Source organism: Pseudomonas sp. SD17-1 (assembly GCF_029201585.1).
In the GTDB taxonomy this organism is placed as follows: domain Bacteria; phylum Pseudomonadota; class Gammaproteobacteria; order Pseudomonadales; family Pseudomonadaceae; genus Aquipseudomonas; species Aquipseudomonas palmensis.
The window spans coordinates 819,159-843,113 of record NZ_CP104044.1 but is presented as its reverse complement, the minus strand read 5'-3'; the positions used below and the strand labels follow the sequence as shown (position 1 = coordinate 843,113).

Below are 23,955 nucleotides of genomic sequence, written 5' to 3'. Positions count from 1 at the left end.
AACATGCCCACTCCATCACGCCCTGCCACCTTGAAGTCCATGGCAACCGCCCTCGGGGTGCACGTTTCCACCGTGTCGCGGGTGCTCAATGGCGACCCTGCCGGGGTCGAGCGCGCGGCATCGGCCGAGGTGGTGGCGCGTATTCGCGCGTTGGCGAAAGAGCTGGATTATCGGCCGAACACGCAGGCATCCAACCTGAAGTTGCGCAAAAGCCAGGAGATCTGCGTGCTCATGCCGCGCCTTACCGACTTGGTGATGGCGACCATCTACGACAGCATCGACGCCGCCGCCGAACAGGCTGGCTACCTGACCTTCGTGTCCAATACCGACGATCAGCAACCCCGCCAGCTGGCGCGGGCCGAGCATGCCCTGCGCCGCTCGGTGGCGGGGTTGATCGTGGGCGACTCGCATGTGGGCGAGCAGCAGCCATTGCTGGAGCTGCTGGGGCGCAAGCACATCCCCTACGTGCTGGTCAGCCGGCAGATTGCCGGGCACCTCACGGCGGGCAGCGATGACGAGTTGGGCGGCTGGCTGGCGGCCGAGCACCTGTACCGCCTGGGCTGTCGCGACGTGGCGATCCTGGCGGGCGAGCGGCACGCCTCCACCGGTGCCGACCGCACCCGCGGCTTTACCCGGTACTACCGCGAACAGGGCATTACCCTGCGCCCGGAATGGACGCTCAATGGCCCGTTCGACAGCCTCACCGGGCACAAGCAGGGCGAGTACCTGCTGGGGTTGAACCCGCGCCCCCAGGCGTTTTTCGCGGTGAACGACTTTCTGGCCATCGGCCTGATGGGCGCCGCGCGGGACAAGGGCCTGGAGCCGGGCAAGGACATCGCCGTGGTGGGTTTCAACGACACACCATTGGCCAACGAACTGATCGTGCCGCTGACCAGCGTGCGCCTGCCGCTGGCCGAGATGGGTCGGCATGCGGTGGAGTTGCTGCTCAAGCGCATCAAGGGTGAAGCGGTGGAGTCGATCATTCTGGCGCCGCAGTTGCAGGTGCGGGCGAGCTCGGGATTGCGGGTGGCTGGCTGAAGAACGGCTGGCGAAGAGGCCCGCACGCCCACCAATTGCATCGCGCCCTGCTCCCCGCATAGAATGCGAACGATTCACAATCACTTCTTGCGCGCAGGCCCCGACCGACGATGCCCACCAGCGACACGCTCCCTCCGTCCGAGGTCGACCTGCTCTACCGTACCCACCACTCCTGGCTCAACACCTGGCTGCAGCGCCGCGTTGGCTGTCACGCCCACGCCGCCGACCTGGCCCAGGACACCTTCGTGCGCCTGCTCAAGGCTCGCCACGCGCACCCGCTCAAGCAGCCGCGTGCCTACCTGAGCAGCATCGCCCGCGGCCTGATGATCGACCAGTTCCGCCGCCGCGCGCTGGAACAGGCCTACCTCGAAAGCCTGGCCCACCTGCCCGCCGCGCACGCGCCCAGCGAAGAACAGCGCTGGATGATCCTCGATACCCTGCAACGCCTCGACCGCCTGCTGATGCAGCTCAAGCCACGGGTGCGCCAGGTGTTTCTGCACGCGCAACTGGACGACATGAGCTGCCCGAAAATCGCCGAACAGCTGGGTGTGTCCCGCGCCACGGTGGAGCGCGACCTGGCCAAGGCCATGGGCGTCTGCTATCGGTTGCGCCATGCCCGGGGCTGAGCCAGCACCGGGCCAGGCCCACGTCGAGCAGGCCATCGAATGGCTGGTGCAACTGCGCTACAACACGCCCACCGTACAGGCCGAACAGGCCTTTGGTCGCTGGCTCGACCAGCACCCGCACAACGCCCTGGCCTGGGCCCAGGTCCAGGCCATGAGCGAGGAGTTCAGCAGCCTGCCCCGCGAGCTCAGTCGGCGCACCCTGGAGGGCACGCAGCGACGCAGCATCAGCCGGCGCGACAGCCTCAAACTGCTGGGCCTGCTCGGCGCCGCCGGCACCCTGGGCTGGGTCGGTCGCGAGCCGCTCGGGCTGCCCACCCTGCTGGCCGACAAACACACCGCCACCGGTGAGCGGCGCACCTTCCACAACAACGACGGCAGCGTGATCCAGCTCAACACCGCCAGCGCCATCGACCTGCGCTTCGCGGCCGACCTGCGCGCGCTGAGCCTGATCCAGGGCGAGGTGTCCATCGATACCGGCAACGACCCACGCCCACTGCGCGTGACCACCCGTGACGGTGTACTGCAAACGCAAGGCTCGCAATTGCTGGTACGCGAACGTACCGACGGCACCCTGCTGGCGGTGCGCCAGGGCAGTGTGACGCTGTACCCCGGCAACGGCACCGCGCCGCGCATCGCCCGCCCCGGCGAGCAACTGCTGTACAGCGCCAACGGCCAGGTCGGCCCGGCCGTGACTCACGCCGACCCGTGGGGCTGGCGCGAAGGCGTGCTCAGCGTGCAGCGGATGCCCCTGGGCGAGTTCATCGCCGAGCTGTCGCGCTACCGCCCCGGCGTGCTGCGCTGCGCCGAGGCGGTGGCCGGGTTGAAGGTGTTCGGCACCTATCAGCTGGCCGACACCGACCAGATCCTGGCGCTGGTGGCCGAAGCACTGCCGATTCGCATCGACTACCGCACCCGCTACTGGGTCAGTGTCAGCCCGGCTTGAATCTGTTTGAAAAATAAATGAGGTGGTTTCTCATTCAGCTTCGGCCTGTAGGGATAAAGGCGAAACGTCTGTCTCTTCTCAGGAGCCCCGAATGATCCACCCCAGTGTTGCCCGCCCCGATCCCCTTCAGCGCGCCGTGCGTGGCGCCTTGCTCGGCCTGGCCCTGAGCGCCGCCGCTGCGCCGTTGCTGGGCGCTGCCGCACCTGCGGCCACCCAGCAGGTGCAACGCTGGAACATTCCCGCAGGGAACCTGGACGCAGCACTTGAGCAGATGGCCCGCCAGGGTGGGCTGAACCTGTCGTATGACGCCGCCAGCCTGCAGGGCAAGACCACCGCCGGCGTGTCCGGCAGCCACGACAACGCCCAGGCCCTGGCGCTGCTGTTGCAGGGCAGCGGCGTGCAGGTGCAGCAGAAGTCGGCCAACAGCTTCCTGCTGCTGCCGGCGGTGGACATCGGCGACGCCCTGGAGCTGGGTGCCACCAGCATCTCCAGCGACCGCCTGGGCGAAACCACCGAGCACAGCGGCTCGTACACCACCGGTGCGGTGACCATCGGCAAGATGCCCCAGACCCTGCGCCACACGCCGCAATCGGTGTCGGTGCTGACCCGCCAGCGCCTGGACGACCAGAACATCACCAACCTCACCACCCTGATGGAGCAGACCCCGGGTGTGGTGGTCGACTACGTCGACAGCGAGCGCGTCACCTACTACTCGCGCGGCTACCAGATCGACGCCATCCAGTATGACGGCGCCACCGTGGTGCAAGGCAGTGGCGGCGGCTCGTTCATCCAGAGTGACTCGGCGATCATCGACCGCGCCGAGATCCTGCGCGGCGCCACCGGCATGCTGCGCGGCGCGGGCAACCCCTCGGGCACCGTCAACCTGGTGCGCAAGCGCCCTACCCGGGACTTCCAGGCCTCGGCCAGCGTCACTGCCGGCTCCTGGGATGCGCAGCGCTACGTGGCCGACCTGTCGGGCGCGTTGACCGACAACGGCGCGATCCGAGGCCGCATGATCGCCGTGCACGATGACAAGGACTCGTTCCAGGACAGCCGCATGGAGCGCAAGAACGTGTTCTACGGCGTGCTGGCCGCCGACCTGGGCGAACGCACCACACTCACCGGTGGCATCGAATACACCGAGCTGGAGGCCACCGGCTCGTGGGGCGGCCTGCCGGCCAACTTCGATGGCTCGCCGCTGAAGCTCTCGCGCAGCACCTACCTGGGCGCCGACTGGAACCGCTGGAACCGCAGCAACCTGCAGACCTTCGCCGAACTCGAGCATGTGTTCGACAACGACTGGACGCTCAAGGTATCGGGCACCCGCACGCAGTTTCGCCTCGACGACCACGGCTTCAAGCAGACCTACTTCACCCGCGCCAGCACCACCAACCCCTACCTGATGAACTACCAGGTGACCGAGGGCGACGGCGGCGAAAGCGAGCAGACCAACCTCAGCGCCACCCTCAACGGCCCCTTCCAGCTGCTGGGCCGCGAGCACGAACTGATGGTGGGCGTGGAGCGCATCCGCAACGACTCCACTGCCTCGGCCACCAACTTCACGGCCTCCGGGGTGTTCGACATTCGCGAATGGGACCCCAAGACCAGCCTGCCCGAGCCGTCGATCAACATCAGCGCAAAGCCGGTGATGACCCGCACCACCCAGCAGGCGGCGCACGCCACCTGGCGCATCTCGCTGGCCGACCCGTTGACCGCGGTGATCGGCGCGCGCATCAACTGGTACGACTACGAGCAGGAAAACAACCTCAAGACCTCAGGCAAGTACAGCGTCGACCGCGAGATCGTGCCGTATGCGGCGCTGATCTACGACCTGAACAACAACCTGAGCCTGTACGGCAGCTACACCGAGATCTTCAACCCGCAAAGCGCCACCGATGCGTCCAACGCGGTGCTCGACCCGGTCACTGGCGAAGCCTACGAGCTGGGCATAAAGGGCGAGTTCTACGATGGCAGGCTCAACACCTCGCTGGCGGTGTTCCGCATCTACCAGGTGGGCAACGCCCTGGATGACCTGGGCAGCCCCGACCCGTGCCTGCCCAACTACACCAGCGGCCACTGCAAGGTGGCCGCCGGCAAGAACCGTAGCGAAGGGTTCGAACTGGAAGTGACCGGCGAAGTGCTGCCCGGCTGGCAGGTCTCGGGCGGCTACACCTACACCACCACCGAGTACCTCAAGGACACCCTCAGCAATACCGGCAACGTGCTGCGCCCCACCGACCCCAAGCGCCAGTTGAAGCTGTTCACCAGCTACCGCCTGCCGGGGGCATACGACGCCTGGACCGTGGGTGGCGGGGTCAGTGCGCAAAGCGACATCTACTCGCGCAACGGCAGTGCCGTGGCCTCGCAAAGCGGCTATGCGGTGTACAGCGCGCTGCTGGGCTACCGCTTCAACCAGCACTATTCGCTGCAGCTCAACGCCAACAACCTGTTCGACAAGCACTACTACAAGAAGGTGGGCGCCACGGCCACGGGGTACTACTACGGCGACCCGCGCAACGTCTCGCTGACCCTGCGCGCAAGCTTCTGAGGCCGGCCGCTACTGCGCGGTGCGGGCCGCATAGGCCTTGCGCCGCGAGCTGCGGGCAAAGCACACGAACAGCGCGGCCATCGCCGCCAGTGCCATCGGCAGGCCATGGGGGGCGACGTCCATGGCCGCGCCACTGACGAGCGGCCCCACCAGGCTGCCCACACCCCACAACAGGCCGACGCTGGCATTGGCCGTGACCAGGTCCTGGCCCTTGAACTGCTGGCCGATCAGCACCAGCGCCAGGGTATACACCCCGCCCGCCACCGCCCCCAGCAGCACCAGCGCCGGCCACAGCAGCCACTGCACCTGGATCAGCCACGGCAGCGCCAGGCCGATCAGCATCGCCACCACGCCGCACACCAGGTGCACCGTGGTGCGCTCGCAGCGGTCGGCCAGCCAGCCCAGCGGCAACTGGAACAGCATGTCGCCGGTCAGGATCACCGTGACCATCAGCGCTGCCACGCCCACCGCATAGGCGTGGTTGGTGGCGTACACCGGCAGCAGCGAGAGAATCACCGCATCGAAGAACGAGAAGAACAGCACGCCCATGCACAGGGCCGGTGCCACACGAAAGAAGCCGCCCAGCGTAAAGCTCTTCTCGCCGTCGTCACCGTGCTCCACATAGTCGTTGGGCACTGTCCACACGATGCTCGCCAGGGCCAGGGCATAGCAGCCGCTGACCACGATGATCACCCAAGGGCTATGGGTGCCGAACAGCGCAAGCATGGTCGGGCCGAGCATCTGGCAACCGGTGAAGGCGGTGGCGTACAGCGCCATGACCTTGCCGCGGTTGTGCTCTTCGCTCAGTTCGTTGACCCAGGATTCGCCCAGGATGATCGCGATCCCCATGCCCACGCCCATGCCCAGGCGCAGCAGGCCGAGCAGCCAGGTGGAGTCGAACGCCCACTCGATCAGCCCCACGCTCAGGGCGCACAGGCCGAAGCTGAGCAGGTAGATGGTGCGCCGGGTGAGGTGGCGGCAGCAGGCGTCCACCAGGAACGCCGAGAGCATCATGCCGGCAGCGGGCGCGGCCGACAGGATGCCGATGTGCAGGGTGCTGGCCCCGGCATCGAGCAGGCGCAGGGAAACCAGTGGCAGGGTGGCGCCCAGGCTCAACCCTACGATCGAAACGGCGAACAGAAGGCCCGCCAGCAAACGCGTGTTCATCTACAACTCCGAAACCCGCCGACGCGCACATGCGCGCAGGCATCAACATGACTGTGTTCTGAAAGCGACGGTCAGTTCAGGCGCGCGGAGGAGAAAAGGTGAAGGCGAACAGGACGCTGCGCCGACGCTTGAGCACCGTATCGCACGGCCAGTCGCACAGCAGGGCCTGGACTACCGGCGGCTTTGCTGCGCAAGGACGGGAGAAACGTTTCATGGGTCGACTACAGGAAAAGGAAGGCCGGCACTCTAGGTGAAACCCCGGCCAGGCGTCAATCGCATCGACGCCTGGCCGGCGCGCTGTCAGCGCTTGCGCGTGGACGGCAGCAGAATCGCCAGCAGCCCGAACAGCGGCAGGTACGAACACAACGTGTACACGTACTCGATGCCGTGAATGTCTGCCAGGTAGCCCAGCAGCGCCGCGCCGATACCGCCAAAGCCGAACATCAGGCCGAAGAAGATCCCCGCGATCATGCCCACGTTGCCCGGCACCAGCTCCTGCGCGTACACCACGATGGCCGAGAACGCCGAAGCCAGGATGAAGCCGATGATCACGCTGAGCACGCTGGTCCAGAACAGGTCGGCATACGGCAGCGCCAGGGTGAACGGCGCCACGCCCAGAATCGAGAACCAGATCACCGCCTTGCGCCCGATGCGATCGCCGATCGGCCCGCCGAAGAAGGTCCCGGCAGCCACCGCCCCCAGGAACAGGAACAGGTACAGCTGCGAACTGGCCACCGACAGGTCGAACTTCTCGATCAGGTAGAAGGTGAAGTAGCTGGTCAGGCTGGCCATGTAGAAGTACTTGGAGAACACCAGCAGGCCCAGCACCACCAGCGCGCCGATCACCCGGTTGCGGCTCAGGCCGTGGGTGGCGGCCTGGCCGGCCTTGGCCTTGAACAGCGCCAGGTGGCCGCGGTACCAGCGGCTCAGGCCGTAGGTGACGATGACTGCAAACAGCGCGAACAGGCCGAACCACACCACGTTGCCCTGGCCGAACGGGATGATGATGGCGGCAGCCAGCAGCGGCCCGAACGCCGAGCCGGCATTGCCGCCGACCTGGAAGGTCGACTGCGCCAGGCCGAAGCGCCCGCCCGAGGCCAGGCGCGCGATGCGCGAGGTTTCCGGGTGGAAGGTCGAGGAGCCGATGCCCACCAGTGCCGCAGCCAGCAGAATCATCGGGAAGCTGCCGACATACGCCAGCATCACGATGCCCACCAGGGTGCACAGGGTGCCCAGGGGCAGCAGGTTGGGCATCGGCTTGCGGTCGGTATAGAAACCGACGGCCGGTTGCAGCAGCGATGCGGTGATCTGGAAGGTCAGGGTAATCAGCCCCACCTGGGTGAAGCTCAGCCCGTAGTTGGCCTTGAGCAGCGGGTAGATCGACGGCAGCACCGCCTGGATGAGGTCGTTGATCAGGTGCGCCAGCGCACAGGCAGCGATGATGCGCATCACCAGCGGGCTGCTCTGGCTGGGCGCGGCGGTGCTGGCGGGCGTACTTGACGGGGCGGTGCTCAAGGCCATGGGAAAACGTCCATCGGGTGGTCGGGATCCAATTATCCAGAATTCGTTAGCAAGCGCACTATTCTTTTCAGTAAGTGGGCTACTTGTTAGTAATTCTCAGTAACGCTAGCATCGCGAGCACTTGTGGGAGCGGGCTTGACCCGCGATTGCATCGCCGCAGAGCCAGGCACATGCGCGGTGACTGCATCGCGGGTCAAGCCCGCTCCCACACCCATAGCGAGCCCCGACCACTCCATGCCCGACAATCAGGAAGACCGAAGCCTGACGCTGCTCTACCAGCGTCACCGCAACGAGCTGCTGGCCTTTCTCACCCGTCGGGTGCGCTGCCGGGAGACCGCGCGCGACCTCTTGCAGGACGCCTTCGTGCGCCTGATGCACAGCGAGCGCAGCGAGGTCGGCAACCTGCGCGCCTTCCTCTACCGCATCGCCAGCAACCTGAGCATCGACCACGCGCGCCGCAACCAGGTGCGCGGGGTCAGCGACGAGCAGGCCCTCGACCAGTTGCTCACCGACACCAGCCCCGAGCGCAGCGCCGTGGCCGGCAATACCCTCGACCATCTGGAGCGCCTGATCGACGGCCTGCCCTCGCCCACCCGCGAGGTGTTTCTGCTGGCCCGGGTCGAGCAAATGAGCTACAAGGACATCGCCGCACGCCTGGGCCTGGAGCCCCGCGCCGTGGAGCGCCACCTGAACAAAGCCCTGAGCCACTGCGCGGCCGCCGCCCTGCACGCGCGCCAGCCGAACGAAGCCGAATGACGCCCGATCACTCCCCCAGCGCTGAACGCGAACAGCAGGCCTTGCACTGGTTTACCCGGCGCCGTGCCGATGACCTCACGCCCACCGAACGCGACGCCTTCGACGCCTGGGTGCACGACGCACAGAACGCCGCCGCGCTGGCCGCCGTCGAACAGCTCTGGCAGACCCTAGAGCTGCCCGCCCACCGGGTGCGCAAGGCCGACCGGCACCGCGCCAAGAAAAGCCGTTGGCCGCTGTATGCGGCCGCCGCCAGCCTGCTGCTGGGCGCCGGCCTGAGCGGGTTGCTGGTGCCCTCGCTGCACACCCTGGGCAGCGACTACGCCACCGCCGCCGGCGAGCGCCGCGAGGTGCAACTGGCCGACGGTTCGCGCCTGCGCCTGGACAGCGCCAGCGCGGTGGACATCGACCTCGACGGCGACACCCGCACCGTGCGCCTGCGCCAGGGCCGGGTGTTCGCCGACGTGGTGCACGACGGCAGGCCCTTCGTGGTGGAGGTCGACCAGGCCCGGGTGCAGGTGCTGGGCACGCGCTTTTCGGTCAGCCGTGGCGAGCACGATGACGTGGTGCTGCTCAGCGGCAGCGTCGAGGTCAGCACCGCCAGCCAGCGCCAGCGCCTGAGCCCCGGCCAGCGCCTGACCCTGCACGGCGAACGGCTCGATGCGCCGCAGACGGTGGATGCCGAACGCCTGCTGGCCTGGCGCGACGGTCAGCTGCGGGTGCGCGATGTGCCGTTGCAGCAGGTGCTCGAACAGCTGGCCACCTACAAGGGCACCCGCCTGGTGCTGCTCAACGAGGCCGCCGGCCAGCGACGGGTCAGCGGCAGCTTCAACCTGGACCAGGCCGACAGCGCCCTCGATGCCCTGCTCAGCAGCCAGAAACTGCGTGCCGATGCCGTGTTGGGGCACTGGCTGATCGTGCGCTGAAAATATTTTGCCGATGGCGCGGTAATTCCCGTTTCTGCTGCGTCACACCCCCAACATAAGAAGCATTACCATTTGCACCTTCTTGGGGGAGGAACCATGCAGTACCCACGTGACGTCGCATTCACCCGTCGACCCTTGGCCAGCGCGATCCTGGCCGCCAGCTTGCTGGCGTTGCTGCCAGGCGCCGCCGTGCAGGCCGCCGAGGCCACTCAGGCCCAGACGCAACGCATCGATTTCCATATCTCGACGCAGTCGCTGGTCGATGCCATCGAGCTGTTCAGCGCGCAAAGCGGCTACCAGGTGATCTATGACGCCAACCAGGTAGCGGGCATCGTGTCCCCCGAGGTGCAGGGCCAGTACACCGCCGAACAGGCGCTGCGCACCCTCACCGGCAGCAGCGCACGGCTGAGCCAGCCCAACCCCAACAGCTTCCTGATCGAGCTGCCGGTGGATCTGGGCAGCGGCCTGCAACTGGATGCCGTGAGCATTTCGGGCAAGGCGCCAGGCTCGACCACCGAAGGCACCGGGCTGTACACCACCTACTCCTCCAGCAGTTCGACGCGCCTGAACCTCACGCCCAGGGAAACCCCGCAGGCGCTGACCGTGATGACCCGCCAGCGCCTGGACGACCAGCGCCTGAGCACCCTGACCGACACCCTGGAAGCCACCCCGGGCATCATCGTCACCCGTGACGGCCTGGGCGCCGAGAGCGACAGCTACTATTCGCGCGGCTTCGTGATCCAGAACTACGAAGTGGACGGCGTGCCTACCACCACGCGCATGGACAACTACACCCAAAGCATGGCGATGTACGACCGGGTGGAGATCGTGCGCGGCGCCAGCGGCCTGATCAGCGGCATGGGCAGCCCGTCGGCGACCATCAACCTGATCCGCAAGCGCCCCACCTACGAGGGCCAGGCCAGCATCACCGGCTCGGCCGGCACCTGGGACCGCTACGGCAGCGGCTTCGACGTGTCCGGCCCGCTGACCGAAAGCGGCAACGTGCGCGGCCGCCTGGTGGCCGACTACAAGACCGAAAAGGCCTGGGTCGACCGCTACAAGCAGGACACCCAGCTGCTGTACGGCATCACCGAATTCGACCTGAGCGAAGACACCCTGCTGACCCTGGGCTTGAGCTACCTGCGCACCGACGTCGACTCGCCGCTGCGCAGCGGCCTGCCCACCCGGTTCAGCAACGGTGAGCGCAGCAACCTCAGCCGCTCGATCAACAGCGCACCCACCTGGTCGTACAACGACCACGAACAGACCAGCTACTTCGCCTCGGTGGAGCAGCAACTGGGCAACGGCTGGAGCGGCAAGCTCGAGTACAGCCACTCGGAAAACAAGTTCGATGAGCTGTTCGGCTTCGTCATGGGCGATCTGAACCCGGACGGCAGCGGCATGAGCCAGCTGCCGGTGCGCTTCTCGGGCACCCCGCGCCAGGACAACCTGGACCTGTACGTGACCGGCCCGTTCAGCCTGTTCGAGCGCGAGCACGAACTAATTGGCGGCGTGACCCTGTCGCAGTTCAGCCAGAGCGTGCCCGAGTGGGGCGGCTGGCGCTACGACTACAACGCCACCCCGGATGCGTCGATCGACAACATCTTCGACTGGGACGGCAAGCAGCCCAAGCCGGCGTTTACCGAAAGCGGCAAGTCGTCACAGGAAGAAAACCAGTACGCCGCCTACCTCACAACCCGCCTGCACCTGAGCGACGACCTGAACCTGATCCTGGGCAGCCGCCTGATCGACTGGGAGCGCAAGACCGAGGACCGCCCCTATGGCGCGGCCAGCAGCAACACCGACCGCAAGGAAACCGGCGTGTTCATCCCCTATGCCGGGGTGGTGTACGACCTGAACGACACCTGGTCGCTGTATGCCAGCTACACCAAGATCTTCAACCCGCAGGGGTCGTGGGTGCAGGACGCGCAATTCAAGCCCATCGACCCGATGCAGGGCATCGGCTACGAGATGGGCATCAAGGGCAGCCACTTCGACGGCAAGCTGAACTCCAGCGTGGCGGTGTTCAAGCTCGAACAGGACAACCTGGCGATCTGGCAGCACGACAACGTGTACGAGGCCAAGCAGGACACCACCTCCAAAGGCATCGAGATGGAGATCAACGGCGAACTGGCCGAGGGTTGGCAGGCGTCGGCGGGGTATGCCTATACCCTGACCACCGACAACCAGGACGAGCGCATCAACACCGTGCTGCCGCGTCACAGCCTCAAGACCTTCACCAGCTATCGCCTGCCCGGGGTGCTGGACAAGGTGACCGTGGGCGGTGGCGTGAACTGGCAGAGCAAGGTGGGCAACGACCTGCACACCTTCACCCAGGGCAGCTATGCCATCGCCAACCTGATGGCGCGCTACGACATCAACGAGCACCTGGAAGCCTCGGTGAACCTGAACAACCTGTTCGACCGCGAGTACTACAGCATGGCCGGCCTGTACGGCACCTACGGCGCACCACGCAACGTGATGACCAACTTCACCTACAGGTTCTGAGGGGTTTTTGGCTAAGCGGTTGATCGGGCGTTAAATTTTTTGAAATTGGGTGTTGACACAACATCGTTTCGAGCGAATAATGCGCGCCACTTGGCTACATAGCTCAGTTGGTTAGAGCATAGCATTCATAATGCTGGGGTCCGGGGTTCAAGTCCCTGTGTAGCCACCAAGTACTAAAAAGGGCTTACCGAAAGGTAGGCCCTTTTTTCATGTCTGAAGAAAAGTGCCGGCCGCTTCGCCGGCAAGGCCGGCCCCTGCACGCCCGCAGGAGCCGGCCTGATCCTTTCAGAGCGACCAGCGCAACGTCAGCATCGCATTGCGGGGGTCACCGTAGAAGTTGCCGCCATACACCGTGTTGGTGGCAATGCTCTGGTAGTACCTGGTGTCGAACACGTTGTTCACGTTCAGGCGCACGTCCAGGTGCTCGGAGGCCTTGTAGCTGAGCATCAGGTCGACCAAGGTGTAGGCATCCTGCTCGATGCGGTAGGTGCTGTCGGTGGCGTACCAGTTGTCACCCTTGTTGTAGATCGCATTCTGCCGGTACACCCCGCCGCCGACCTTCCAGCGCTCGAGCTCGCCCGGCAGCTGGTAGGTGGTGAACGCCTTGAACACGTGCCGCGGGATGTCGGTGTCGAACAGCCGTCCCTCGTTGGCCGGGTCGCCGTCCTTCACGTACTTGACCTGGGCGAAGGTGTAGCCCGCGCCCAGTTCCCAGCCCGGCAGCACGGTGCCGTTCACTTCCAGCTCGATACCCTCGCTGCGCAGCTTGCCCGCCGCCTCGGAGCAGCTGGGCACCAGGTCGGAGCACTGGTAGCGCTCCAGGGTCTTGGCGCGATTCTCCTGGTCGATGCGAAACACCGCGGCACTGGCATTCAATGCGCCGTCGAAGTACTCGCCCTTGATCCCCACCTCGTAGTTCTTGCCCTCGATCGGCTTGAGTTCGCTGCCGCTGGCGTCCTGCTCGGACTGCGGCTTGAAGATGTCGGTGTAGCTCACGTACACCGAATGCTGCGCATCCAGGTCGTAGATCACCCCGGCGTAGCGGGTCAGGTTGCGCGTGACGCTCACGTTGACAGGCTTGCCCAGGCGCGTGCCGTTGCGGGTCTGGGATTCGCTGTCGTACCAGTCCAGGCGCCCGCCCACGATCAGCTTCAGGTCGTCGGCCAGGTTGAAGCGCGACGTGACGTAGGTGCCGGTCTGCGAGGTTTCGCGGTCCTGGTGCCAGTAGTTCAGGTCCAGGCGACGCTTGGGCAGGCTGCCGGGGTCCCAGGCATGGATGTTCATGCCGATCAGGTCGTCGCTGTAGTTGCCCTTGCCCTCGAAGGTCAGCTCGCGGCGGCTGGCCCCCACCACCAGTTCGTGTGTACGCCCCAGCAACTGGTACGGCCCGGTGGCATAGGCATCATAGCTGCTCTGCTCGTCGTCGTAGTGGTACTGCCCCAGGTACTGGCCGAACACCTCGCCCTCATCGCCCATGCGCTCGGTCATGCTGCCGAGCATCTTGAGCTTCGACCAGGTGCGGCTGGCCGCCAGCAGCAGCTTCCAGTCGTTGTCCAGGCGATAGTCCAGGCGGCTGAACAGGGTGGTGTTGTCCTGGTCCCAGTATTCCCAGTCGTTGCCCAGGTAGGTGGAGCGCGAAAGGTGCAGGTCGCTGCCGTCGATGCCAGTGGGCAGGCCGCCCCAGGTGGAGGTGTTGTTGACGCTCTGGTTCGACAGCCCCAGGGTGAAGGTGCTGTTGTCGCTCAGGTCGGCCTCGCCGATGGCATAGAACACCGAGCGCTCGGTATCGGCCACGTCCTGGAAGCTGTTGCGGGTCTGGTAGGCGGTGACCATCCGGCCGCGCAGGGTGCCGCTGTCGTTGAGCGCGCCGGAGCCGTCGACCTCGGTACGGTAGTTGTCCCAGCTGCCGGCACTGCCGGTGATGCTCAGGCGCGGGTCGGCCGTGGGGCGCTTGCGCACCATGTTGATCGCCGCCGACGGCGTGCCCGAGCCCTGCATCAGGCCGGTGGCGCCGCGCACCACCTCGACGTGGTCGTAGATCGCCATGTCGGGCGTGGAGTTCATGTCCCGCGAGAGGTAATGCGACAGGTCGTTGGAGAGCCCGTCGTTCATCAGGTTCTCGACGGTGAAGCCGCGAGCATAGAAGGTCGGGCGCTGCGGGCCGTCCTTGGTCATGGACATGCCGGGGGTGTTCTTGAGCACATCTTCCAGGCTCTGCATGTCCTGGTCGTCCATGCGCTGGCGGGTGATCACACTCACCGACTGCGGGGTTTCGCGGATGCTCAGGGGCAGCTTGGTGGCCGTCTGCATCGGCCCGGTGGTGTAGGAGCCGGTACCCTCGGTGGTGCTCCCCAGCACCTGCCCGTTGATACTGGTGGCGCCCAGCTCCACCGCGCCGTTGGCCGCCGGCAGCGCCACCAGCACGTAGCCGTCGCTGCTGGCCTGGGCCTGCAGGCCGTGGCCGTACAGCAGCGCGGCGAAGCCGTCCTGCAGGGCATAGTTGCCCTGCAGCCCGGCGCTGGACAGGTTGGCGACCTGGCCGGCATTGAACGAAATGGCCACCCCCGACTCGCGGGCATAACGGCTCAGCACGTCGCCCAGCGCCCCGGCCGGGATGGCATAGCGCTGCACCTGCTGTTGCGCATGCGCCGGCTGCAGGGCCAGCAGCGGCAGCGTGCCGAGGGCTAGATGAACCGCCAGCGCCAGGGCGCGGCTGGGCTTGAGGGGCTTGTGTGAAGGCATGTTCCCGACTCTCCGATGTATTGGCTAATACAAGGACGCACAGGTAACGGGAACTGGAAGCGTTTGATAAGGATTTCTATTCAAGAGTGACTCGCGTGACCCACGGGGTGTAGTGCTGCACCCGGATCGGGAAGCTGCGCGCCAGCAGGCGCAACGCCCGCTCGCTGTCGTCGGCGGGCAACACGGCGGTCACGTTCAGGTGCGCCAGCGCCTTGGCATCGAACAGCAGGTAGCCGCCGTGGTTGCGTGCCAGGCGCTCCAGCACCTCGCCCAGCGGCTGCTCCTTGACCATCATCTGGTGGCTGGCCCAGGCCTGCTCCAGCCCGGCGGCGTCGACCGCCTGGAGTGGCTGGATGCCAGTGGCGTCGAAGCGCACCTGCTGGCCGGCGCTGACCGTGCGGCTGCTGCCGGCGCTCTTGACCTCGGTGCTCGACTCGAGCATGGCCAGGCGTGTGCTGTGCTCGCTGCGCTCGACCATGAAGCGGGTGCCCAGGGCACGGATGCTGCCGTGTTCGGTGACCACGCGGAACGGGCGACTGGCGTCCTTGGCCACATCCAGCAGGATCTCGCCACTGAGCAGGCGCAGGGTGCGCGATTGGGCGTCGAACTGCAGGTCGACCGCCGACCGGCCATCCAGGCTGATGCGGCTGCCGTCCGGCAATTGCTGTGTAGTCCACTGGCCGCTGCCGGTACGGATATCGGCCATCAGATAAGCCGGCGGATAGTGCTGCAGCACCAGGCCGGCCGGCAGCAGCAGGCCCAGGCTGATTGCCAGCGCCTTGAGCGCGCGCTTGCCACGGGGTTGCGGCGCAATGCGCTTGAGCGCCGCGCGGGCCGGCGCACGGGGCAGTTCACGCAGTGGCGCGAGGCTGCCCTGCAACTGGCGCACGGCCTCCAGGTGCTGCGGGTCGCTGGCCAGCCATGCCTCGAAGGCCTGCTGGTCGCCGGCACTGGCGCTGTCGTCCAGGCGCACCAGCCATTCGGCAGCCTTGCGCAGCGTGGCCGCAGGCAGGTTCACAGGGCAGGATCTGTGGCAGCGTGGCAGTGCAGCAGGGCCTGCACCAGGTGGTTCTGCACCGTCTTGGTCGAGACGTTCAGGCGTGCGGCGATCTCGGCATGGCTGAGCCCTTCGAGGTGACGCAGGATGAACACTTCGCGGGCGCGCACGCTCATCAGGTCGAGGGCACGGGCGATGTGCTCCAGGGCCTGGAGCGCGGCCAGCATCTGCTCGGGAGAAGGTGCCTGGTCGAGGTACTCGACGTGCCGGGCGAGCGCTTCGCGGTAGGCCTGTTCGAGCTTCTGCCGGCGCCCGCGGTCGATCAGCAGACGCCGCGCCACGGTAGCCAGGAACGCCCGCGGCTCGCGCGGGGCCACATAGCTGCCGGCGCTGAGCAGGCGCATGAAAGTGTCCTGGGCCGTGTCGGCAGCGTTGTGCGGGCAGTCCAGGCGTTGGCGCAGCCACACCAGCAGCCAGCCGTGGTAGCCCTTGTACAACGAAGCGAGACTGTCGGCGGGTGGGGTGGCTTTCATGTCGGCGGCACTAAATGAGAATGGTTATATCTTATGGCGCCGCTGGTGGGAGATGCAATGGCGGGATCGGTGGTGCGCCTTTCGCTGGCAAGCCAGCGCAGCGGCCAGCCGCTCAGCGCACATTCACGAACACCACCGCCACCCCCAGGCCGATCAACGCCACCCCGATCACCCGGTCCACCATGCGCTGGCGGCGCAGCATCGCCTGGCGCAACGCCTCCCGCGAAAAGAACAGCGCCACCAGGCTGAACCACACCCAATGCGCCAGCGACATGAACGCCCCATAGGCAAAGTTGAGCCCCAGCGATGCCCCCGGCTGCACCACCTGGCTGTAGGCGCTGACCACGAACAGCATGGTCTTGGGGTTCAGCGCATTGGTCAGAAAGCCCGATGCGAACGCCCCCCATGCACCGCGCCCCGTCACCCCCACCGCGCCCTCCAGGGCCACCGGCGCACGAGTGCGCAGCGACCGATACCCCAGGTAGATCAGGTACCCTGCTCCCACCACCTTCATGGCCATGAACAGCCCCGGCGACTGGCTGATCAGCACTGCCACCCCCAGCACCGTGTACACCACATGCACCTGCACGCCGCAGGCAATCCTCAGGGCGGCGAGCAATCCGCTGCGCCTGCCAAACGCATAGCTGCTGCGTGTCACCATGGCAAAGTCCGCCCCCGGGCTGATCACCGCCAACACGGTAATCAAGGCCACCGCCAGCAATTCACCCACCGTCGATACTCCATGAAATGACGCAGATGATTCTGCGCAGCGCCATTATCGAAAGCTTCAGCACGGCAAAAAAGCGATTTATAGTGGCGCAAATCCGCTAGTTTTCCTCACACATATGAAACTGCCCGCCCTCGCCGCCTTTCGCTATTTCGACGTCGCCGCCCAGACCGAAAGCTTCGTGCGCGCCGCCCAACAGCTCAACGTCACCCACGGTGCGGTGAGCCGTCAGGTGCGTCTGCTGGAAGAATCCCTGGGGGTGCAGTTGTTCGAGCGGCGCAACCGCGCCATTTTCCTCACGCCGGCCGGGCGCGCCCTGCACGACACCACCCTGTCGGTGTTCGAGCAGCTGCACGCCAGCGTGCAACGCCTGCAGCAGGCCCGCGACAACGTGCTGGTGCTGTCATGCGAGCCGACCATCGCGATGAAGTGGCTGATCCCGCGGCTGCCGGCGTTCCATGCCGCGCACCCGGACATCCAGCTGCACCTGGTGGCCGCCGGCGGGCCGGTGGACTTTGCCCGCAGCGGCATCGACCTGGCGCTGCGCCGCGACGACTTCCACTGGGATGCCAGCCTGCACAGCCTCAAGCTCTGCAACGAGGCAGTAGGGCCGGTGTGTCGCGCCGACCTGGCACTGCCCGACAAGGGCTTTGCCGGTACCCGCCTGCTGCACAGCGCCACCCGTCCCGACGCCTGGAAGCACTGGCTGCGCCTGAGCGGCCAGTCGGCCAGGGGCAGCAGCCGCGCCGGCTACGAACACTTCTACCTGTGCATCCAGGCCGCCCTGGCCGGGCTGGGCGTGGCGCTGGCCTCGCGCATGATGGTGCAGGACGAGCTCGACAGCGGGCAGTTGGTGGCACCCTACGGGTTCACCGAGGACGGTTCGGCCTACTACCTGCTGAGCCCCGAGCCCTTCGCTGCCGGCACGGCGCAGCGGCGCTTTGCCGACTGGCTCACGGGCTCTTGAACAGGCTGCGCAAAAACGCCAGCAAGCCGCCCAGGGTGGCGATCGCCGCCAGCCAGCTGACGGCGGGCAAGCCCAGCCACACCGGACCGGCAGCGGCGATCTGCGGGCCGAAGGCAATCACCAGCGCACTGATCAGCAACGCCAGCGACAGCCGCGTCGAGGCCAGGCGCAACGAACGCTCCAGGCGCTCCAGCCCCGGCACATCGACGCGCATCTCCAGCACACCATGCTTGAAGCGGTTCACCAGCAGCCGCGTCAGCTGCGGCAATTCGCCGAGCAGGCCGCGTCCCAGTTCCAGGCCATCGAGCCCCAGGCGCCTGGCAATCTTCCAGCTCAGCTGCGCCTTGAGCTGAGCCCTGATCGCCGGTCTGGCGGTGGCCACCAGGTCCAGTTGCGGGTCCAGCCGGGTCAGTACGCCGTCGGCGGTCACCAGGGCCTTGAACAGCACCAGCAGGTCGGGCGGCAGCAGCAGGCGGTATTCGCGCATCAGCCCCAGAAAATCCTCGATCAGCGCGCCCATCTTCAGCGCCTTGCCGCCGTGACGCGCCATGTACTCGCCGGCCGCCTGCTCGATGGCGGGCATGTTGCGCACGCCGTCGTCGTTCCAGTCCACCAGCACCGTCACCAGTGCATCGCTGTTGCCCTCTGTCAGGGCGCGCATGAACGTCATCACCTCCAGCCGACGGCGCTCGCCAAGGCGCCCGACCATGCCGAAGTCGATGAAGCCCACGCGGTTGTCGTCCATGGCCTTGAGGTTGCCCGGGTGCGGGTCGCCATGGAACAGCCCGTCCTCCAGCAGCATCTTGATGAACGCGGCGGCGCCGCGGCTGGCTAGCAGGCTCGGGTCCAGGCCCTGCTCGATCAGCGCCTCGCGCTCCAGCGGGGTATGGCTGGGCAGGTACTGCTGCACCAGCAGCCGCTCGCTGCTGTGGGCCCAGTAGATGCGCGGAATGACGATGTGCGGCTGGCTGGCGAAATTGGCCGCCACCGCGTCGCAGTGGCTGCCTTCCTGGGTGAAGTCCAGCTCTTCGAGCATGGCCCGGGCCAGTTGCCGCACCATCTTGCGCGGCTGGTAGTCGGCCAGGGCGGTGTTTTGCTCGACCAGTTGCGCAACGCTTTCGAGCAGTTGCAGGTCGGCGGTCATCTTGCGCCGCAGCCCCGGACGCTGAACCTTGACCACCACCTCCTCGCCCCCGAGCAGGCGTGCCCGATACACCTGGGCCATGGACGCCGCCGCCAGCGGGGTGGTGTCGAACTCGGCGAATACCTGGTCCAGTTCGGCGCCCAGGTCTTCGAGCACCTGGGCCTGCAGCTGCGCCCAGGGCAAGGTAGCGGCGCTGCTGTGCAGGGCCTGCAACTCGTCGATCCATGCCGCCGGCAAAATGTCGCTGCGGCTGGAGAGGATCTGCCCGAGCTTGACGAAGGTCGGGCCCAGCGCCTCCAGCGCCCGCCGCACGCGTTGCGGGGTGCCTTCGTCGGCGGGCAGGCCGGCCACCGTTTCGGCCTCCCCCAGCAGCCTGCCCAGCCCCAGGCGGAACAGCACGTCCTGGGCGCCGAAGTTGGCCAGCACCACGACAATCTCGCGCACACGCTGATGATGCTTGAGCGCAGTCCAGGTCGATTCGAGCATGGGGAGATTCCTCGGGGCGGGTTGATGTGCAGGGGGTGAACTACTTCCGTACCTTGCGGGGCCCAGGAGTTCCTTGCCCCGCCATCGCCGAGCTGTTCAGGAGCTGGGCGCCAGGCGCGGGCAAAACGACGAGTCGGCACTCAGGTCGCCGCCCCAGGTGCGGTAGCCGGCGGTGTCGATATGGATGCGCCCCGACGGGTAGCGGCCAAGCCCCATGTTCCAGGCCTGGCCCTGGGTCTGCCAGAACTCGCACAATGGTCGCGGATCGGCCCACGCCGGCAGCAGCAGGTCGACCGCGAAGGCGCGGGTATGCGCACTGTCGCGGGCACCACCGGCGCAGCGGTTGAGGGTGGGGTTGCGATAGGCCGAGACCACTTCGTAGGTTTTCAGGCGCTGCTGCTCGCCCAGGGTCTTGAGCAAGTGCAGGGTCGAGCGTACCGCCGGCCACTGGTCGGGCGGCGCCACGGCGAACGGCTCGGCGTTGCACAGGCGCCAGTCGCTGGCCGAGCGCAGCAGCTGGTACAACGGCACTACCCCATACAGCCGCGCCTGCACCAGCATTTCGCGAAACGCGCGCGTATCGTGGCTACCCGTCCACTGCGCGAACGACCACAGGTCGCGCTCGTCGGCGTGGGCCGGCAACACGCTCAACAGCCCGGCGAACAGTGCAATGCCCGGATACCCCTTCATGGTCCTGCCCCCTTCCCCTCGTCCTGAGAACTACCCCAGTATGGCAAGCCTTCCGCACATCGGGAGTTCATCGACAAGGAGTTGAACATGCGTACACCTTTTGCCCTGGGCCTGATCGCCCTTGCCGCCAGCAGCGCCGTGCTGGCCGACGCCCGCGTACCGCTGGGCGATGCGCAGCGCGTGACCCGCCTATTCGCCTACCCCAACAACTGCGGGGTGATCTGCTTTCGCGACTGGTCGCTGGAGCGCACCGTGGAGCACTACCTGACCCAGAGCGTGCAGCGCGATGGCTACCCGACCGCCACGGTGACGGTGCGTCGCGAGCACGACCAGTTGCATGCCGACATCAGCGGCGTACCGACCACCTACGCGGCCCCGCTCAAGGCCCTGCTCGACAGCGGCGAACTGGCCTATGCAGGTGCCGACCGGCTCAATCGCGAGGGCAAGTGGGCGTACAACTGGGCGTTGTTCCTGCCGTTGGGCATGGCCCTGGAGAACCGGCGCAGCATCGAGCTGCTGCACTTTCCGCCGGACTACTCGCTGACCCAGGCCCAGGACTACCTGCGCTCCAACACCACCGACCGCTGGGCCCAGCTGCTGACCTTCAACGGCGTGCCGGCGCAACACACCCCGGCCTACCAGACCATCGTGGACATCGCGCCGATTGCCGCGCCAGCCAGTGCCGGCAAGGACCTTGAAGGGGTGTACGGGTATTTCACCGACTACCAGGTGCGCATGGTCAGGGACATGACCGCGGCCGCTGACGGCGCCAGCCTGCCGATGGTGGCGTTCGGTGCGCCGGTGCGCAGTTGGGTGCAGCAGCAGTACGGGCCAGAGGTGAAGGTACTGGGGCTGGTGAGCATCAGCCCGGTGCCTGGGCGCAACGTGCCGGTGCTGGGCGCAAATCACCCGAGCGCGATCTGGTACGCCGCCGACCCGAAGAACAACGACAACGACCCGGACAAGGCCGATGCGGCGGGTTTGCGGATGATGGGGCAGGACTTGAGCGCGGCGTGCTGGCAGGCGGGAATGGGGCGCAACCCGAAGGCTGATGCAAGTGCCACGCTAGGGGCATGCACGCAAAAATGGCAAGTGAAGGAGAAGAAGCAGACCTGCGGGCTGTTTTTCCGCACGGTACGCCAGATGACGCCGGAGCAGGCCCATGCCAAGTGCAATACGGGGGTAATGACGCGGGCGTTACGCAACCTGTAGGAGCCGGCTTTGCCGGCGAAGGCCGCACCACGGACAGGTAGCGCGGCCTTCGCCAGCCAGGCTGGCTCCTGCAACAGCCAATGGGCGGTCAGTCCTGCGGACGCAACCGGTACTGCGGCGGCAGCTGCTCGAACCCGCTGATGGTGGTGTTCAGGCTTTTCCACAGGCCGTCCTTGATCCCGTAGATGCACCCATGGATCGACAGGCTCTGCCCGCGATGCCAGGCGTTCTGCACGATGCTGGTGTGCCCCACGTTCGCCACCTGCTGGATCACGTTCAGCTCGCACAGGCGGTCGACCTGCTCTTCCTCGGTCGCCAGCTTGGACAATTCCACACGATGCTCGTAGTACACGTCGCGAATCGCACGAAGCCAGCCGTCGATCAGGCCCAGCTGACGGTCCTGCATCGAGGCCCGCACGCCGCCGCAACCGTAGTGCCCGGTCACCAGGATGTGCTTGACCTTGAGTACGTCCACCGCGTACTGGATCACCGACAGGCAGTTGAGGTCGGTGTGCAGCACCACGTTCGCCACGTTGCGGTGCACGAACAGGTCGCCCGGCAGCATGCCGACGATCTCGTTGGCCGGCACCCGCGCATCCGAACAGCCGATCCAGAGGAATTCCGGAGTCTGCTGACGCGCCAGCTTGGCGAAGAAGTCCGGATCTTCCTGCTTGATCGCATCGGCCCAGCGCGCGTTGTTATCAATCAGTTCTTGTAGATCGTGCATGGTCAAGCCTCATGGGAATGCGCATGTGTGACTGGCGCCACCCCGTTCGGGTCACGCCTTTGAATCTTCCCGCCAGTGGCCGGTCCACCCCTTACAGGCCACCCGCAGGAGAATAGACATGACCGAATCACATCGCCCGCCGCATGCCCCGGAACCCGCACCGATCGATACCATCGAGGACCAGATGGGCTCGGTGCAGCCGCTGGACTTCGATCAAGACCCACCGGTGACCGACACGCACTACGACCCCAGCGACGATGACCTGACGCCCGAAACCCTGATCCCCGAAGACGGCGCCCGCTCAGCCGATGAAGTCGGCGGCGACCACCCGGCCGACTGGGACCTGAGCGTAGTCGACGAAGATGACATTGGCGGCGGCAACGGCCTGGACGAGGCCGAACTGGCGCGCCGCGACCCGCTGGACGGCAAGCGCGAGCGCTGAAGGGTTATTCTTCGAACAGCGTGCAGGCCATCACCAGCGCATCTTCGCGGCCACCCGCCACCGGGTAGTAGTCGCGTCGTCGGCCGATCTCGTTGAAGCCGAAGCGCTCGTACAGGCGATACGCCGACTGGTTGCTGGCGCGCACTTCGAGGAAGCACTCGCGGCCGTTGCTGGCGTAGGCGCGCTTCATCAGCTCTTCGAGCAGGCGCAGGCCCAGGCCACGGCCCTGGCTTTCGGGCTTGACGGTGATGTTGAGCAGGTGCGCCTCGTCGATGATCACGTTGATCACGCCGTGGCCCACCTGCTGCTGGCCTTCGAACATCAGCCAGATTTCGTAGTTCTTCAGCCCGTCGAGAAAGATCCCCCGGGTCCACGGGTGGCTGAAGGCGGCGTATTCGATCTTCAGCACGGCATCCAGATCCGCCTCGGTCATGCGGCGAAAACTGATGTTGTCACTCATTGCGTGGTTTCCAGCGCGCCATCAGCCGGCGCATGGCTTGCCAGACGTGCGCCTTGCGGGCGGGCTCGTCCATCAACAGTTCAAGGCCAGGCAAGGCCCAGCAGTTGCCCAGGCCCTCCACCGGCAATTCGCGGTAGTACGCCTGCTCGTCGGCTTCACCGGCAAAGCGCACCGCCGGCAGGCCGACCAGCCACAGGCAGCTGCAGGGCGCCTCTTCAAGGCGGGCCTGGATGAAACCCTGGACAAAATCACGCGCCGCCAGCGGGCCCTGGTCGAGAGTGCCGCGCACCAGCAACGGCCAGCGTACCGGCTCGCCGATGATCTGCGGGCTGTCGGGCAGGCCGGCGGCGCGCAGCATGTCCTTGAGCAGCAGGTAGGACGGGTCGCGGCTCTGGAACGGCTGACCGGTAACCAGCTCCACCAGCACCAGGCAATCGCCGGCACGCAGCAACTGCAAGGCAAAGCGGGGCGGCGGTACCAGCACCGGCTTGACCACGGCGGCGGTTTCTTCGGCATCGAGCACCGGCTTGCTGGCCGGCTTGGCGCTGACCGTCGGTCGCGGAATCTCGATTTTTGGCCGCTCGGCCGGCTTGGCAGCCGGTGCAGACGCCTTGGCCACCACTGCCGGCAGCACCACCGGCGCCTCGACCAGCGGTTCGGGTACCCGCAGCAGCTCGGGGCGCGATGGCGCGGCGAACGGCAGTTCGGCGCGCGGCAGCCAGTGCACCACTTGCATGGCGTTCAGGTAGGCGCGGCGGCGGGACTCGGTAAGCAAAGGGCGGCCATCTGTGGATAAGT

General features: G+C 66.5%; 21 protein-coding genes and 1 tRNA gene. 11 read left to right on the top strand and 11 right to left on the bottom strand.

The features are described 5' to 3' along the window. Positions 1 to 39: 39 nt before the first annotated feature. The 4 genes from N0B28_RS03780 (at position 40) to N0B28_RS03765 (ending at position 5,155) form a co-directional block, all read left to right on the top strand. Positions 40 to 1,038 (top strand): LacI family DNA-binding transcriptional regulator, encoded by a 999-nt coding sequence (locus N0B28_RS03780; protein WP_229589130.1) that lies wholly within the window; start codon positions 40 to 42, stop codon positions 1,036 to 1,038. A 110-nt stretch (positions 1,039 to 1,148) separates the two neighbouring features. Beyond that, positions 1,149 to 1,664, top strand: a complete 516-nt coding sequence (locus N0B28_RS03775; protein WP_043864315.1) for a sigma-70 family RNA polymerase sigma factor — start codon at positions 1,149 to 1,151, stop codon at positions 1,662 to 1,664. Beyond that, entirely contained in the window at positions 1,651 to 2,607 is a 957-nt protein-coding gene (locus tag N0B28_RS03770) for a FecR domain-containing protein (RefSeq protein WP_058540627.1), read from the top strand. The genes N0B28_RS03775 and N0B28_RS03770 overlap by 14 nt, the downstream gene beginning before the upstream one ends. A gap of 91 nt (positions 2,608 to 2,698) precedes the next feature. Further along, on the top strand, positions 2,699 to 5,155 hold the full coding sequence (locus N0B28_RS03765) for a TonB-dependent receptor (RefSeq protein WP_275730411.1): 2,457 nt from the start codon (positions 2,699 to 2,701) through the stop codon (positions 5,153 to 5,155). Positions 5,156 to 5,164: 9 nt separating this feature from the next. On the opposite strand, the gene N0B28_RS03760 is transcribed toward N0B28_RS03765, so the two are convergent. After that, positions 5,165 to 6,322: an MFS transporter gene (locus tag N0B28_RS03760; RefSeq protein WP_043864312.1), complete on the bottom strand. Its 1,158-nt coding sequence runs from the start codon at positions 6,320 to 6,322 to the stop codon at positions 5,165 to 5,167. A gap of 300 nt (positions 6,323 to 6,622) precedes the next feature. Further along, positions 6,623 to 7,843, bottom strand: coding sequence for an MFS transporter (locus tag N0B28_RS03755; RefSeq protein WP_088515261.1), 1,221 nt, complete (start codon positions 7,841 to 7,843; stop codon positions 6,623 to 6,625). Between the two features lie 234 nt (positions 7,844 to 8,077). Between N0B28_RS03755 and N0B28_RS03750 the strand changes: the two genes are divergently transcribed. The 4 genes from N0B28_RS03750 to N0B28_RS03735 all read left to right on the top strand — a co-directional run bounded on the left by N0B28_RS03750 (position 8,078) and on the right by N0B28_RS03735 (position 12,199). After that, positions 8,078 to 8,599: a sigma-70 family RNA polymerase sigma factor gene (locus tag N0B28_RS03750; RefSeq protein WP_054916253.1), complete on the top strand. Its 522-nt coding sequence runs from the start codon at positions 8,078 to 8,080 to the stop codon at positions 8,597 to 8,599. Beyond that, entirely contained in the window at positions 8,596 to 9,522 is a 927-nt protein-coding gene (locus tag N0B28_RS03745) for a FecR domain-containing protein (RefSeq protein ID WP_058540624.1), read from the top strand. Before N0B28_RS03750 ends, N0B28_RS03745 begins: the two co-directional genes overlap by 4 nt. Before the next feature lie 96 nt (positions 9,523 to 9,618). Then, on the top strand, positions 9,619 to 12,030 hold the full coding sequence (locus N0B28_RS03740; protein WP_275730407.1) for a TonB-dependent receptor: 2,412 nt from the start codon (positions 9,619 to 9,621) through the stop codon (positions 12,028 to 12,030). Between the two features lie 92 nt (positions 12,031 to 12,122). After that, positions 12,123 to 12,199 (top strand) — tRNA-Met (locus N0B28_RS03735). A 116-nt stretch (positions 12,200 to 12,315) separates the two neighbouring features. Here N0B28_RS03735 and N0B28_RS03730 read toward each other — a convergent pair. From N0B28_RS03730 to N0B28_RS03715, 4 genes are all read right to left on the bottom strand, one after another. Next, entirely contained in the window at positions 12,316 to 14,772 is a 2,457-nt protein-coding gene (locus N0B28_RS03730; protein ID WP_058540622.1) for a TonB-dependent receptor, read from the bottom strand. A 76-nt stretch (positions 14,773 to 14,848) separates the two neighbouring features. Then, the gene (locus N0B28_RS03725) at positions 14,849 to 15,790 is read right to left on the bottom strand and encodes a FecR family protein (protein WP_052504321.1); all 942 of its coding nucleotides are present in this window, start codon (positions 15,788 to 15,790) and stop codon (positions 14,849 to 14,851) included. Further along, positions 15,787 to 16,302 carry a sigma-70 family RNA polymerase sigma factor gene (locus N0B28_RS03720; RefSeq protein WP_043864306.1) on the bottom strand — a complete coding sequence of 172 codons (516 nt, stop codon included), beginning with the start codon at positions 16,300 to 16,302 and terminating at the stop codon, positions 15,787 to 15,789. Before N0B28_RS03720 ends, N0B28_RS03725 begins: the two co-directional genes overlap by 4 nt. Before the next feature lie 112 nt (positions 16,303 to 16,414). Next, complete coding sequence (locus N0B28_RS03715) at positions 16,415 to 17,032, bottom strand: LysE family translocator (RefSeq protein ID WP_275730400.1); 618 nt, start codon at positions 17,030 to 17,032, stop codon at positions 16,415 to 16,417. Between the two features lie 115 nt (positions 17,033 to 17,147). Between N0B28_RS03715 and N0B28_RS03710 the strand changes: the two genes are divergently transcribed. After that, the gene (locus N0B28_RS03710; RefSeq protein ID WP_043859822.1) at positions 17,148 to 17,996 is read left to right on the top strand and encodes a LysR substrate-binding domain-containing protein; all 849 of its coding nucleotides are present in this window, start codon (positions 17,148 to 17,150) and stop codon (positions 17,994 to 17,996) included. Here N0B28_RS03710 and N0B28_RS03705 read toward each other — a convergent pair. Together N0B28_RS03705 and N0B28_RS03700 are read right to left on the bottom strand one after the other, a co-directional pair. Then, the gene (locus tag N0B28_RS03705; RefSeq protein WP_078481778.1) at positions 17,983 to 19,626 is read right to left on the bottom strand and encodes an AarF/UbiB family protein; all 1,644 of its coding nucleotides are present in this window, start codon (positions 19,624 to 19,626) and stop codon (positions 17,983 to 17,985) included. The two genes, N0B28_RS03710 and N0B28_RS03705, sit on opposite strands and share 14 nt — an antisense overlap. A 96-nt stretch (positions 19,627 to 19,722) precedes the next feature. Next, entirely contained in the window at positions 19,723 to 20,316 is a 594-nt protein-coding gene (locus N0B28_RS03700) for a D-Ala-D-Ala carboxypeptidase family metallohydrolase (RefSeq protein WP_054916259.1), read from the bottom strand. An 87-nt stretch (positions 20,317 to 20,403) separates the two neighbouring features. Between N0B28_RS03700 and N0B28_RS03695 the strand changes: the two genes are divergently transcribed. Next, positions 20,404 to 21,528, top strand: coding sequence for a hypothetical protein (locus N0B28_RS03695; protein ID WP_043859819.1), 1,125 nt, complete (start codon positions 20,404 to 20,406; stop codon positions 21,526 to 21,528). An 88-nt stretch (positions 21,529 to 21,616) separates the two neighbouring features. Here N0B28_RS03695 and can read toward each other — a convergent pair whose 3' ends face one another. After that, positions 21,617 to 22,255 (bottom strand): carbonate dehydratase, encoded by a 639-nt coding sequence (gene can / locus N0B28_RS03690; RefSeq protein ID WP_043859818.1) that lies wholly within the window; start codon positions 22,253 to 22,255, stop codon positions 21,617 to 21,619. A 118-nt stretch (positions 22,256 to 22,373) separates the two neighbouring features. On the opposite strand from can, the gene N0B28_RS03685 reads away from it, so the two are divergent. After that, positions 22,374 to 22,697 carry a hypothetical protein gene (locus N0B28_RS03685; protein ID WP_054916260.1) on the top strand — a complete coding sequence of 108 codons (324 nt, stop codon included), beginning with the start codon at positions 22,374 to 22,376 and terminating at the stop codon, positions 22,695 to 22,697. Positions 22,698 to 22,701: 4 nt separating this feature from the next. Here the strand turns inward: N0B28_RS03685 and rimI are convergent, their stop codons facing one another. Next, entirely contained in the window at positions 22,702 to 23,157 is a 456-nt protein-coding gene (gene rimI / locus N0B28_RS03680; RefSeq protein WP_043859816.1) for a ribosomal protein S18-alanine N-acetyltransferase, read from the bottom strand. Beyond that, entirely contained in the window at positions 23,150 to 23,932 is a 783-nt protein-coding gene (locus N0B28_RS03675; RefSeq protein ID WP_054916261.1) for a hypothetical protein, read from the bottom strand. Before N0B28_RS03675 ends, rimI begins: the two co-directional genes overlap by 8 nt. Positions 23,933 to 23,955 lie beyond the last annotated feature (23 nt).

Bases quoted from the DNA above. Each gene is read 5' to 3' on its own strand.
- N0B28_RS03780 (WP_229589130.1), top strand. From the start codon at position 40: ATGGCAACCGCCCTCGGGGTGCACGTTTCCACCGTGTCGCGGGTGCTC.
- N0B28_RS03750 (WP_054916253.1), top strand. From the start codon at position 8,078: ATGCCCGACAATCAGGAAGACCGAAGCCTGACGCTGCTCTACCAGCGT.
- N0B28_RS03700 (WP_054916259.1), bottom strand. From the start codon at position 20,316: ATGAAGGGGTATCCGGGCATTGCACTGTTCGCCGGGCTGTTGAGCGTG.
- N0B28_RS03770 (WP_058540627.1), top strand. From the start codon at position 1,651: ATGCCCGGGGCTGAGCCAGCACCGGGCCAGGCCCACGTCGAGCAGGCC.
- N0B28_RS03760 (WP_043864312.1), bottom strand. From the start codon at position 6,322: ATGAACACGCGTTTGCTGGCGGGCCTTCTGTTCGCCGTTTCGATCGTA.
- N0B28_RS03775 (WP_043864315.1), top strand. From the start codon at position 1,149: ATGCCCACCAGCGACACGCTCCCTCCGTCCGAGGTCGACCTGCTCTAC.
- N0B28_RS03730 (WP_058540622.1), bottom strand. From the start codon at position 14,772: ATGCCTTCACACAAGCCCCTCAAGCCCAGCCGCGCCCTGGCGCTGGCG.
- N0B28_RS03695 (WP_043859819.1), top strand. From the start codon at position 20,404: ATGCGTACACCTTTTGCCCTGGGCCTGATCGCCCTTGCCGCCAGCAGC.
- N0B28_RS03745 (WP_058540624.1), top strand. From the start codon at position 8,596: ATGACGCCCGATCACTCCCCCAGCGCTGAACGCGAACAGCAGGCCTTG.
- N0B28_RS03765 (WP_275730411.1), top strand. From the start codon at position 2,699: ATGATCCACCCCAGTGTTGCCCGCCCCGATCCCCTTCAGCGCGCCGTG.
- N0B28_RS03710 (WP_043859822.1), top strand. From the start codon at position 17,148: ATGAAACTGCCCGCCCTCGCCGCCTTTCGCTATTTCGACGTCGCCGCC.
- can (WP_043859818.1), bottom strand. From the start codon at position 22,255: ATGCACGATCTACAAGAACTGATTGATAACAACGCGCGCTGGGCCGAT.
- N0B28_RS03720 (WP_043864306.1), bottom strand. From the start codon at position 16,302: ATGAAAGCCACCCCACCCGCCGACAGTCTCGCTTCGTTGTACAAGGGC.
- N0B28_RS03705 (WP_078481778.1), bottom strand. From the start codon at position 19,626: ATGCTCGAATCGACCTGGACTGCGCTCAAGCATCATCAGCGTGTGCGC.
- N0B28_RS03685 (WP_054916260.1), top strand. From the start codon at position 22,374: ATGACCGAATCACATCGCCCGCCGCATGCCCCGGAACCCGCACCGATC.
- rimI (WP_043859816.1), bottom strand. From the start codon at position 23,157: ATGAGTGACAACATCAGTTTTCGCCGCATGACCGAGGCGGATCTGGAT.
- N0B28_RS03740 (WP_275730407.1), top strand. From the start codon at position 9,619: ATGCAGTACCCACGTGACGTCGCATTCACCCGTCGACCCTTGGCCAGC.
- N0B28_RS03755 (WP_088515261.1), bottom strand. From the start codon at position 7,843: ATGGCCTTGAGCACCGCCCCGTCAAGTACGCCCGCCAGCACCGCCGCG.